The organism is Radiobacillus deserti, assembly GCF_007301515.1.
Lineage (GTDB): Bacteria > Bacillota > Bacilli > Bacillales > Amphibacillaceae > Radiobacillus > Radiobacillus deserti.
Map to the genome: position 1 here is coordinate 2,886,702 of NZ_CP041666.1, position 13,172 is coordinate 2,899,873.

A 13,172-nucleotide genomic window follows, 5' to 3' on the forward strand; every position below is an offset into this window, starting at 1 on the left:
AACTTCTAGTATCTTTTGAATGATAACTGAGGAGCAAACTACCCATATGTAACTTTATATTTACCAATCCACCTCAATAAATGACGCAATGTTATAAAAGGAAATATCCTGTACGATTCGGCCAAGTCTATCCATGTTAGCTGGGTACTCTCCGTTTTCCACCCATTTCCCAATGATGTTGCATAATATTCTTCTAAAGTATTCATGTCTCGTATAAGAAAAGAGACTACGAGAATCCGTTAACATGCCGATAAATCTAGATAACACACCAACATTGGCAAGTGCTGTAATTTGATTTTCTATCCCATCACGATGGTCATTGAACCACCATGCTGTACCAAACTGTATTTTCCCGGGTATATTTCCATCTTGAAAGTTTCCAGCTAAGGTAGCGAGCATATAATTATCACGTGGATTTAAATTATATAGTACTGTTTTAGGAAGGTGGTGAGATTTTTCCAGTTCATTTAGTAACTTAGAAAGATCTTCTGCATAGTTAAAATCTGCTATAGAATCAAAGCCCGTATTCGCTCCAATTCTCTCTATCATTCTTGTATTTACTCCTCGTAACCCACCGATATGGAATTGCATCACCCAGCCCTTTTTAGCATAAAGCTTCCCGAGGTGTAGGAGAATGGTTGTTTTAAACTGAACTGTTTCCTCGTAAGTAACCGTTTCTTGATGAACTGCCTTTTTAAAGATTGCATCACATGTTTCTTCATTCGTGAGCTGAAAGAAAGCATCGTCAAGACCATGATCGGACAGACGACAACCAACTTTGTGAAAGTAATCTACACGATCGGACAACGCATCCAAAAGGGCAGGGAAATTTTGCACAGACTTACCAGTTGCCATTTCTAATTTTGATACCCATTCTGGAAAGGTAGATTTGTTTACGTGTAGTGCACCATCTGGACGAAAAGTCGGTAAAACCTTAACATCGAATGTGCTATCTTCGTTTATTTGCTTATGGTATTCTAATGAATCTACAGGATCGTCCGTCGTACATAGCGCTTTGACACGAAAATGCTTGATTATCCCCCTTGCGGAAAAATCAGCTTGTTTCATTCGCTCATTCGCCTTTTCCCATATGTGCTCAGCAGTTTCGGGTGATAATTCTTCTTCTATTCCAAAGCAACGCTTCAGCTCTAAATGTGTCCAATGATATAATGGATTCCCTATCAGCTCTGGTACAGTTTCCGCCCATTTTAAAAATTTTTCTTTTTCGCTTTTGGGGCCGGTGATATAGTCCTCCGTCACTCCATTGGCTCTAAGCACACGCCACTTATAATGGTCTTCTCCCAGCCACGCATCTGTGATAGAGGAAAACCGTCTGTCTTCCGCAATTTCTTTTGCAGTTAAATGACAATGGTAATCAAAGATTGGCATGTCCTTGGCATAATGATGATAAAGTTGTTTCGATGTTTTCGTTTCTAACAAAAAATCTTCATGTAAGAATGGTTTCATGTTACCCCTCTATTCCTAGCCATTGTTTCATTCTTAAGAATCTGCATGAATAATAACTATCCCTTAATAGGAAGTAATAAGAGAATCGTCCAATCCGATGTACGTTTCCGTTTCATCATTCACTGGTATGATTTCGATTAGCGACACCTCATTTTTAGTTAATGCAACTGTGATCGAGATTTTACCATTCTCCGCTTTTAGATGATCGGTTCTTATAAGTGATTGGGCAACACCCCGAAGTGTTTCTACCATTTCTCTACTCGGAAACCTTGGACGACCCATATCCCTCCAGGTCTTCCAGGGGTTCGCATGCTGTTCGTCAACCGTTTGGCGTTTAATAAACAAATGGCTTGCCTCAACCGGAATCTCAAAGGTTACTTCCTTTTCTCGACCTTCTCCTTTATCCATAACTAAATTCCACATAACAAGAGCGATGGAACCGTCTCGCCTTTTGGTTACAATCGTGTGTTCATCTTGGTATAATTGAGCATCTCCTAGCTTGTTAAAGAAGGAAAAAAGGTAAAAAGTAGGTTTTGGTATTTCATTTAATCCGACTAATCCAAAGCCGCCGTGGAACTGTGATCGTGGCACGTCTCGCTCTTCAAATACATCACTAAACGTCCAATAAGAAAATGAGTCGACGAAGTCGCCTCCTTCGCTTAATATTCGTGCCAAATAAGCAGCATTGAGCACTGTATCATGAACTGGATTTATTGGACTATAGGAAGTGTTATATTCTGTAATAGGAAATGGCAAATGGGGAAAAGCAGAACTTTTGATTAAGCGACGAACCGTTTTAAATTCCTCTAGCATTTTTGTATTATTTGTAAGTTCCTGATAATAGTAATCTGGTGTTACCTTGTTCGGCTGACGTGACGTGTATGCATGACGAGAAACAAAATCAATTGGTGCATCCTCTTTCTCACAAAATTCAAGAAACTCAACGATCCATTCGTCTGAACCACCGCAAATAGCTGGTCCGCCAACTTGGATATTTGAATTTACCTTTTTAATTGTTGTCGCGGTTTTTTTATACAGTTTAAAATATTCTCTCTTATCAGCGTTCTTCCAAAAGTTTACTAGGTTAGGCTCATTCCAAATTTCAAATGGCCACTTTGTAACTTCTTCTACACCATATCTGTCTATAAAATGTTGTGTAACCGCTCGAATTAAATCGGTCCATTTGTCGTAATCTTTAGGTGGTGTTACATTTCCTTCCCAGGTGAAAATAGTTTGGTCTCCAGAAGCCAGAAGTTTTGGCATAAACCCTATTTCAATAAATGGACGGATGCCGATTTCTAAAAACGAATCAAAAATCCGGTCAATATAAGTGAAATTATAGAAAGGCTTTATCTCCCCTTCCACGTCGATTTCACGATATATACCAATATCATCATGCAAAAGTCCATGACCACGGATATAGGTAAAACCAATTTCCTTTTGAACGAACTTTAGATGATCTAAGTATTCTTGTTGAAGCGCTAATCCAAGCCGTCCTGTACCGATGCAATATTTCCAATTATTCTTGAATTCCTTTTGAATCTGATTTCCGATCACAATTTTACTCATTTTTACCACCCTTAACTCGAAGATTCTATATTTTGATGTTCAAAAAGCGTTTCCTCTGTCTTAACGAAGTTTTGTTTAACATCTTCCAAAATTGCCTGATTATTTAAGGCAATTGCATAAGCTACAAGACTAGCAATAAATAAAAGTAGAAAATCAGAAACGATGAACATCAAAAATAAGGTTATGATAACGATTCCTACATTACCGGTAGTATTCTTCATTCTGGTAAAGCTGTAATACAAGGAGAGGCGATAGATATCTCTTACTCGGAAACTAAAGTTAGCACTAATAGAAATTACATAGATGGAAAGTGTCCCAAACAAAACAAATAAAACAAGTAATATACCGGATATTATTTGATTTCGCGTTGTAGGATCTGCATTTAGATAATGAATATCCATTGTAATAATAGTCAAAATGACTAGCATCGGCACCCAATTTTTTAAACTGTCGAAGAAATTTATTTTATACCCGTAAAAGAAATCTTTAGTCGGAGAAATCTCTTTTTCTCGTATTAATTTCGTCAGCGTATAAAATAAAGCTGCAATAGCAGGACCAGTTGGGATAAGCGCTAGACAATAAACTAGAATGTTCGAGAAACTAGGAATTAAAGTAAGAAAGAAAAATAAAAACAGGAGATTACAGGCTATAAAATACACATTTACTAATGCCAACCAATAAATATAATTAGTTAAAACAGTTAATACTCCCTGTCCAAACTCTTTACCATTATCCATGTAATCCCCACCCTTTGTGCGTTATAAGGCATACCAACCCTTTTTAGATATTATCATGATCAAGAAGACAAGTTTGTTCTACTAGCAAAGGTCTTTATTTAAATTAAAAAATGAAAGACTTTATTTGTAGTTTTTTATGTCATGCAAAAAGGTAAGCCTGCCTGCAAATCTACAGGCAGATTACCTCTTACATGGTTACTTGTTTGATTGATACACGTCATTTGCTTGTTGAACATATCTATCTAAGCCTTTTGCTTCTAGCTCCTTGATGTAAGCATCCCATTCAGATAAATCTCGTTGTCCTAGAATAAACTGAAGCGTGCTTTGTTTAACGTGGTCAAGTAATGGTGTGCTTAATAACGTAGCTTGCTCTAGTTCCACTTCATTATATTTAATCGGTGGATCAGGAGGTAACGTTTCTTTCGTTTCATGCATACCATTTTGGAACGCAATTTCCTCTTCACTAAACATAGAGTGCAATAATTCTGTTGAACCACCGTAAGAGAAAACTCCACCCGAGAAACCGAAATCAACATTCAGTTGTTTTGGTGCTCCTGGGTTAAGACCAACGTAATCCACATCTTCAGCAAGGTGTCTCTTACCGTTTTCATCCACTGTGTATGTTACTCCCTCTACACCCCACTTCGTAAACTCTTTACCTTCTGGACTGTAGAATAGCCAGTCAATAAATTGCATCATCGCATCAAAGTTTGGATCTTCTTTTGCCTTCGCTGAAATCATTATGCCGTTTTCTAGTTTTGATCCACCCATTACGTGACCAGCAGGACCACCTGGCACCAGAATTTTACTTATTTCGAAATTCCCTTCCCCAAGTGCATCGGTAAGCTTTTCGCGATACTCTATAACAGATTGAGAGTTTGCATTAATAACGAACGATTCTTCGTTGACTAGCTTTTGAATCGCTTGGTCATCCTCTTGTGTGACACTTTCAGGGTCTAATAATCCTTTTTCAACTAAACCGTGGAAATATGTCACCAATTTCTTATGCCCTTCAGATGCTGGTGCAAAGTAGAATTCTTCCTTATCATGATCGAACTTTAATCCATTACCGAGTCCCCAGCCAGCTCTTGTTCCGAAAGTCGTTGCCGCAATATTTAATGTACTTTCAAATTTAAAGCGGTCAGAGAAAGGAATAGTGTTTGGATAAGCCTCCTTCATTGCCATTAACACTTCTTCTACTTCTTCCCACGTTTCTGGTTCTTCAAGTCCTAGTTCCTTCAAAATGTCTTTTCTCATCGCTAACGTATAATCAGGCCACACTCTTTCATGCATACCTGGTAATAAATAAAATTTCCCGTCTTCCTGTCTCAAAGTATCTAAATACGGTTCCATATCATACTTTTCAACTGCATCCTGAAAATGTGGCATTAAGTGTAAATAATCACTAACCGGAAGTATTGCTCCCGACGAAACAAACGGTGTTTCTTGTCCAGGATACGTCTTAGGAATGATTAATGGAGCTTCCCCACCACTAATTAACAAACTACGCTTCTGCTCGTAGTCACTCATCGGTACAGTAGTAATATCCAGTGATACGTTGGTTCTTTTCTTAATTTCTTCAAATAATAGCCAATCCTCTTTATATGGGTAATTTGGGTGATCACTATAAAGCATCGAAAATGTGATTGGTTCTGTCGCCTTAAATTGATCACCTACACCATAATCGGTCATTGCTGCACCAGAGACTTCACCGTCTTTTTTGGAAGAGCCATTATCTGACCCTGCTTCCTCTGCATTTTTACAAGCTGCTAGTACACTAATCATTACAAGCATGCACATGAACAAACATAACTGTTTAAAGGATTTACTCAATTTCTCCTCCCCCTTTGGTTTTCAATTCCTTTTCAAAACGTTTCATTGACTTGTTCCACACTAGATGAGGTCACCACCCCCTCAATAAAATAAAGCGCCTTCAAAAACATATACTCTCACTATGAATAAAAGGCCCATTCCCCCTCATTGATTCTGTTATCCCTTTACAGAGCCAAGCATAACTCCTGAGACAAAATACTTCTGAATATATGGATAGACACAGACGATTGGTAAAACGGTTAATACCATTGTTACCGACTTTATATTTGCTGCAATCTGGGTTAAGTTATCCGCGGATGTAGCGCCGGAGGATAAAGAGCCTTCTGCACCCTTGATTAAATTTCTAAGATAAATGGAAACTGGAAATAGCTCTTTTTCACTAAAATATAGAAATGCTGGAAACCATGAGTTCCAATGTGTAACAGCATAAAATAAGAACATAGTAGCAAGTATTGGTTTAGATAACGGAAGTACAATTTTCACTAAAATGCCATACGTGTTGGAACCGTCCATTATTGCAGCTTCTTCTAACTCATCCGGTATGTTTTCAAAGAATGTTTTCATAATCAACAGGTTAAATACACTGATTGCAGTCGGGATCACAATTGCCCAAATCGTGTTACCAAAGCCTAGAGAGTTGACTAATACATAGTTTGGGATTATTCCACCGTTGAAAAACATCGTAAACACGACGAACATCAGCCAGAAGTTTCTTCCTTTTAATCTTTTCTTCGCTAGTGGGTAGGCCATCATCGTTGATAAGACAAGGGAAATAGCAGTCCCAACAATCGTGTACACTACCGTATTTTTATAGTTAATCCAAAACATGCTATCGGACATAATGATCTTATACGTTTCTATATTGAATCCTTTCGGGATGAGACTTACCTCTCCAGCTGTTATATATTGTTCCGAGCTAAAGGATTGAGCCACAATATTTAAAAACGGGAATAACGTCACATAAACAACGGCCAGTAATATCACTACATTGAACACTCTAAACACCTTATATTGAAACGATTCCTTCATCTGCTTCCCTCCTTACCACAAACTGTTGTCTGTAATTTTTCTAGACATGAAGTTAGCTCCAAACACTAATATTAAACCGATGATTGATTCAAATAACCCAATGGCCGTTCCATAACTAAAGCTCGCGGATTGAATACCAATCCGGTACACATAGGTTGAAATTACGTCAGCCGTTTCGTAGGTCAATGGATTGTATAACAGTAACACCTTTTCAAATCCTACTTGAAGGAAATTCCCAATGTTAAGGATAAATAAGACTACGATTGTCGGGAGAATACCAGGTATTGTAATATGAAGCGTTTGCTTCCATCGATTAGCACCGTCAATTTTTGCTGCTTCGTATAGTTCATCATTAATTCCAGTTAAGGCCGCAAGATATAGAATTGCCCCCCACCCCGTCGTCTGCCATAGTTCGGATGAAAGGAAAATAGTTCGGAACCATTCAGGCATCTGAATAAACGGATAACGATTACCTGTAAAAAATTCGACAACGTTATTAATCGCTCCATTTACGGATACTAACTCCAGCACAATTCCCGCTACCACTACCATTGAGAAGAAGTGTGGCAAGTAAGATACGGTTTGAACAAATCTTTTAAAGCCTCTGTTTTTCACTTCGTTTAACAGTAATGCAAAGATGATTGGTGCTGGAAACGTGACAATTAATAAAAGAAGACCTAGGACAAGCGTATTTTTCAAGACAAGAAAAAACGTTGGGTCTTGTAATAACATGTTGAAATAAGTAAGTCCAACCCATTCCTCCCCGATAATACTCCCACCTGGAACGAACCTTCTAAATGCAATAATATTACCGAACATTGGTCCATACTTAAAAATCACAAAATAGATGACCGGGAGTACCAACAGTGAATATAATTGCCAGTCTTTTTTTATGACTTTTTTGGCTCTTTGCCATTTGGTGTTAGGTCTAGTGACTTTTGTTTTCACATCTTTCACAAGCTGTTGCTCCATACTGATTTCCCCCTTTACTCTTCAAATTTAACACCTTTCAAAAGTTCGGTTTCTTCCCCATTCTTAGTCTTTATCAAAATTGACCAATCCATGGAAACTCCGCTTAGGTAACCGCTTACATAAACCTTCAAATAAAGAGGTGTATTTGAATTCAAAGAATCTGATACCTTATCTTTATCGTTTATTAGTAATCTAATCTAACTAGTATGTTAGTATAGTAATATAATAACTGTATTGGGATAAACTGTCAACGTAAAATTCCCGACATAATTCTACGTTTCTCTTAATTACTTTATCTTTTCGGCATGTATTTTTCAGACTCCCGAATACGCCATAAATCCTCCATCCACAGGAACACAAACCCCTGTTATGAATCCACTAGCTTCTTTATCAACCAGCCATAACATTGTTCCTAACAAATCTTTTGGACTTCCAAGCCTTTTCATAGGGGTTTGAGAAAGAATCTTTTCCAATCTTATAGTTGGTGATCCATCTTCTTTTGTTAATAACGCTCGGTTTTGATCCGTTAAGAAAAAGCCTGGAGAAATCGCATTAACCCTTATCCCAGCTTCAGCCATGTGGACAGCCATCCACTGTGTAAAATTATCAATAGCAGCTTTAGCTGCGCTATAGGCAGGCACCTTAGTCATAGGGCTCACAGCACTCATCGAAGAAATATTAAGGATAGAACCTTTAGAATCTAACAATCTTTTCGTAAAAACCTGACTAGGAATAAAGGTACCGATAAAATTAAGGTTGAATACAGATCCAAACCCATCTGTTGTTAAATCTAGAAAAGAGGTAACGGTTTGGTCGTCCATATCTGCTTTTTTTAACGTTTCATTTGTTGTACTACCTTTCGGGTGATTGCCGCCTGCACCATTTATTAGTACATCTACACGTCCGAACTCTTCATATATTTGCACCTCTGCATCGATTACATTTTCTCGGTCTAGAACATCACACTTAATTGGTAGAGCAGTTCCACCTTGGGACTTAATTACCTCTGCGACCTTTACGGCTTTTTCATAGGTCCGATTTAATATAGCTACGTTCATCCCTTGTCTTGCTAGCTCCTTGGCCATTTCACCACAAAGAATTCCTCCACCACCTGTTACAACTGCAACTTTCCCTTTTAAATTTGGTATGATTGGTAACATGTTGTCATTAACTCCTTTCCCATTCGATTAAGTTCGTGCATTAGATGAACTTTGTGGAGCTATTAATTCTTGTTTTCTCTTCTTTATCTCCAAGGAATCCCATATTCCCCAAAGGTACATAATTCCCAGTGCCCGATCATAGAGTCCGTAACCAGGCCGAGATACTTCCCCCCATATATGTCGGCCATGGTCTGGACGGACATATCCTGTAAAACCAATATCATGATAGGCTTTCACGATGTCCAAAATATCTAAGGAACCGTCTTTAGTGCGATGGGAGGTTTCCATAAAATCACCATTCTCGTATCTTTTCAAATTTCTAATGTGAGCAAACGGAATTCGATCCGCAAACTCTTTCACCATCCCAGCTATATCATTGTCTTCATTTGCACCTAAAGAGCCACTGCACAACGTCACACAATTAGATGGACTTTCTACCATCTGAAGAAGCCTTCTAATACTTTCCTGTGAAGTAATTAACCTAGGTAAACCAAATATCGACCACGGTGGGTCATCGGGGTGAATCGCTAGTTTCATGTCATTAACTTCTGCAATGGGTGTAACCTGCTCCAAAAAATATTGTAAATTATCCCACAAATCTTGTTTGGATACATGACGATATGCTTCGAACAAACGAGATAGTGACTTTAATCGTTCGGGCTCCCATCCAGGAACGGTAAAATTAGGATTATTCACCATTTCTTCTACGAGTTCGCTTGGATTAAGATGCTCTATTTTATCCTTTTCATAAAACATCGCGGTCGAGCCATCTTCCATTTCCTTAAATAAATCTGTACGAATCCAGTCAAAAACGGGCATGAAATTATAACAAATGACCTTTACACCAACTTCTGCAAGATGTTCAATCGTACGCTTATAGTTTTCAATATACATATCCCTTGTTGGCAGACCTAGCTTAATATCTTCATGAACATTAACACTTTCCACAACATCAATATGAAAGCCATATCGATCCGCCTGTTGTTTCATGTTCATAATTCTTTCCATTGGCCACACTTCTCCAACTGGAATATCATGGAGTGCCCAAACAATCCCTTCTACACCTGGGATTTGTTTTATATGTTGTAGGTTCACAGTGTCATTCCCTTGACCGAACCACCGAAATACCATTTTCACTTTCAATTCCCCCAAACATAATGAACCGTTCAATACCAAACTGTTGCTTACCACTTTTCAAATAAATTCATCTCCTTATTTTTAAGTGGTTATAGTAACGGATTTAGCACATGTTAAGCCCCGCTTGCTTCGATCCTTCGAAAATATCGAAATAATTAACATATTCCGTTCAAACCATCTTCCTATTGCTCACCTAAAAGATTCTTCTATTCTTTTCGTCAGGGATGCCAGATTTTCGATAGAAATACGTATTCACTTGATCGCGCCATTCTATGGCATTCTCTAACTGCATATGTAGTCGCTCTTTTACATTATGGAAACGATATTCGTCTATTTTACCTTCAAGTAACGACCACTTCTTCCGTAAATCCTCTACCTGCTCTACTCCTTTGAAATGGGTATTATAATAGTGTTGAATAACGGTTTCTCCAGACTTTAAGCGGTGCGTGTACGGTACGTGGTGAAAGAACAGCAATAACTCATCCGGACAATCTGCTAATGAATTATACATTTCTTTATTCGGTGAAAAATATTGTCCTGCATAGCCAGTACCAGTCTCGATTGTACGGTCAACACCTATACCATCTCTGTCAGCAAAGTGATACGTCCCCCATCTCGAATACTCATAGCCATCGACATTCGGACCATAATGATGATTTGGATTAACCATCCAACCGATTCCAAGGGGAGTCGTATAATTTTCATAAATCTCTCTGGAGTCCAATAACATTGTGCTAATTGTTTCAACGACTATTGGATCATTTCCGAACGTTACTTGAACCCATTCCTTGGCGATTTCCTCGGATGATAAATTAGGATTCCATGTTAAGCGACCATACCCAAATAAGTTTGCTTGTGCCAGTGTGTTTCCGGTCCAATTGATATCGTCCCCAATATTGGAAACAGCAGCAATTCCACTATACGTGTACTCATACAAAGAACCATCCACAATTTTTTTTACAGTGGAGCCTTCTCCTTTGGCATATGTGTCAAAGTCTAGTACTTCTTTCCACATCGGAATAAGGAACGCTAAATCCTTTTGTTGACCCAGGTATTCCTGAGCAATCTGAAATTCTATAATTTGATTCGTTTTTTCCATAGCTCCCAGCATTGGAGACACCGGCTCTCTTACTTGGAAATCCATCGGCCCGTTTTTCACCTGTAAGATCACATTATCTTTGAATTTCCCGTCTAATGGTTTGAAATGATCATATGCAGCACGAGCACGATCCGTTGAGCGGTCACGCCAGTCTTGCATACAGTTGTACACAAAACATCTCCAAACAACAACTCCACCAAATGGCTCCAACGCCTCACCTAACATGTTAGCGCCATCTGCATGGTCTCTGCCATATGAAAATGGTCCTGGACGATGCTCCGAATCTGCTTTTACGATAAATCCTCCAAAATCAGGAATATATTGATAGATTTCTTTCACTTTGTCTTTCCACCAGCTTTTCACGTTGTTATCTAGCGGATCAGCAGTAGATAGATCTCCCAATTCCATCGGGCTTGCAAAGTTTATACTTAGGAATAATCTAATCCCATATGCCCGAAAAATGTCGGCAATACTTGTGACATCTTGTAATAATTTTCTCGTAATTAAGTATGTTTCCTTTTCCCATACATTCACATTGTTAATGGAGATTGAATTTACACCAACAGCTGATAACAGTCTGGCATAGTCTTTAATGCGTTCCAAGTTAGTAGTAAACTTGTTATTTTCATAAAATATCGAGTTTCCTGAATATCCACGCTCTACACTACCATCCATGTTATCCCAATGATTAAGCATTCGAATTTGATTTTTAGGATATTCAACAATATCTAATTGATGAAGTGACTCTCTAGCTTGAATAAGACGTAATAAATGATGGGTTGCATATAGCACACCTTTGTCGGTTTTCCCTACAAGTAATACACAGTTTTTTTCTAGATGATTCACAGTTCTCAAAATGTATCCTTCATCATTTAGACTTTGAAAAACATCCGTTTCAAGCGCAAACTCTTCTTCAATCATATCTTGATAGGTTCCTATAATAATTGAGGTTTCAGAATCAACATGAGGTGTAACGGTCGGTTTTTTTCCAAACATGGAGTGAAAAGCAAGGCTTAATTCATCCAGTGCCGAATGGATAATTTCAGATGTTCCCACAACTCCTATGTTTAAGCAATAAGAAGCATAATTATCTAACCATTTTACATCCTCTATTTTCTTATATTGTAGCCAACAGGCATATGCTTCAGCTCTATCAGTCGTTGCCATCCCCTCTTTATATATGCTACTCATAGACTAGATTCCCTCCTAATAATTCGTCACCTTTTTTGAGAACGCTTACAAACCATGGCCAAGTATAGGAGTAGTTTCGACCTGCTACTCCACTTGTAAAAATACTCCAGTTATAGTTCTTCATTTATTTAAAATAACCTGGATAGCGTGACCTAATTTCATCTTTTTCATAATTCACTAGATCGAGATGGTCACTAATTTCTTTTATTGCCGCTTCTACATCTTTATTACTGATATGTTCAAAGATTTTCTGATGCTGTGACACAACTCCATCCCAATCTGAATTAGATGCTAAACGGAGTACCCGCAGACGATCAAAATGACTATTCATCTGACGAATCATTCTCCATGTCCTTAGTTTATTACACCCTTCGAACATGATGCGGTGAAACTCTTCATCCAGCTCAAATAAATGGTGATGAGAGCCTTTTTCTAAGCAAAGTCCTTGCATAGTTAAGTTGCTTTCTAATTGGAATAGTTGTTCTTTATCACATGTTAAACAAAACTCTTCAATAATAGCCTTTTCAATCTTCTGCCGAACAAATCGTCCTTCTTCTACTAATGCCAAATCAATTTGAGAAACAATTGTTCCACTTTGAGGGAATACCCCTAACAATTCCTCTTGTGCTAGTTTTAAAAATGCTTCGCGCACCGGAGTTCGACTTACTTTTAGCTGATCCGCAATATCCTTTTCAGAGATTTTTGTTCCGGGTTCAAGTTCCCAGTTAATAATTTTTTCTTTGATGGTTTCGTAAACAAAATCTCTTGTTGACCCATTAATTCTTTTCGTTTCAGTCGTTGAAATCTCCTCCACCTCGCCTTCCATCCAATCATACTAATCTTACACTTTAATTATACTAGTATGGTAGTTGCATTTTCATTATAAAATGATTTGTAGGATATTTCAATCCTTTCATTGAAATTTTTTTGAACAAATTACCAGTTTTGTATTTTTTCTCATGGACTTGCATACATGAA

The 13,172-nt window shown here is 38.0% G+C and carries 10 protein-coding genes; all 10 read right to left on the reverse strand.

Features of this window, described 5'->3' with window-relative positions; translation table 11 throughout:
• Positions 1 to 60 precede the first annotated feature (60 nt).
• Positions 61 to 1,467: a glucuronate isomerase gene (uxaC, locus tag FN924_RS15245; protein WP_143895942.1), complete on the reverse strand. Its 1,407-nt coding sequence runs from the start codon at positions 1,465 to 1,467 to the stop codon at positions 61 to 63.
• Positions 1,468 to 1,530: 63 nt separating this feature from the next.
• Entirely contained in the window at positions 1,531 to 3,036 is a 1,506-nt protein-coding gene (locus FN924_RS15250; protein WP_143895944.1) for a GH39 family glycosyl hydrolase, read from the reverse strand.
• Positions 3,037 to 3,047: 11 nt separating this feature from the next.
• Positions 3,048 to 3,773, reverse strand: coding sequence for a YesL family protein (locus FN924_RS15255; RefSeq protein WP_143895946.1), 726 nt, complete (start codon positions 3,771 to 3,773; stop codon positions 3,048 to 3,050).
• Between the two features lie 195 nt (positions 3,774 to 3,968).
• On the reverse strand, positions 3,969 to 5,606 hold the full coding sequence (locus tag FN924_RS15260; RefSeq protein WP_228409472.1) for an ABC transporter substrate-binding protein: 1,638 nt from the start codon (positions 5,604 to 5,606) through the stop codon (positions 3,969 to 3,971).
• A 156-nt stretch (positions 5,607 to 5,762) separates the two neighbouring features.
• Complete coding sequence (locus FN924_RS15265; protein ID WP_143895948.1) at positions 5,763 to 6,635, reverse strand: carbohydrate ABC transporter permease; 873 nt, start codon at positions 6,633 to 6,635, stop codon at positions 5,763 to 5,765.
• A gap of 12 nt (positions 6,636 to 6,647) precedes the next feature.
• Positions 6,648 to 7,607 (reverse strand): ABC transporter permease, encoded by a 960-nt coding sequence (locus FN924_RS15270; RefSeq protein WP_143895950.1) that lies wholly within the window; start codon positions 7,605 to 7,607, stop codon positions 6,648 to 6,650.
• Positions 7,608 to 7,921: 314 nt separating this feature from the next.
• Positions 7,922 to 8,767, reverse strand: a complete 846-nt coding sequence (locus FN924_RS15275) for an SDR family oxidoreductase (protein WP_143895952.1) — start codon at positions 8,765 to 8,767, stop codon at positions 7,922 to 7,924.
• A 27-nt stretch (positions 8,768 to 8,794) separates the two neighbouring features.
• On the reverse strand, positions 8,795 to 9,904 hold the full coding sequence (gene uxuA / locus FN924_RS15280) for a mannonate dehydratase (protein ID WP_143895954.1): 1,110 nt from the start codon (positions 9,902 to 9,904) through the stop codon (positions 8,795 to 8,797).
• Between the two features lie 193 nt (positions 9,905 to 10,097).
• On the reverse strand, positions 10,098 to 12,194 hold the full coding sequence (locus FN924_RS15285; RefSeq protein WP_228409473.1) for an alpha-glucuronidase family glycosyl hydrolase: 2,097 nt from the start codon (positions 12,192 to 12,194) through the stop codon (positions 10,098 to 10,100).
• Between the two features lie 124 nt (positions 12,195 to 12,318).
• Complete coding sequence (locus FN924_RS15290) at positions 12,319 to 13,008, reverse strand: GntR family transcriptional regulator (RefSeq protein WP_228409474.1); 690 nt, start codon at positions 13,006 to 13,008, stop codon at positions 12,319 to 12,321.
• Between the last annotated feature and the right edge of the window lie 164 nt (positions 13,009 to 13,172).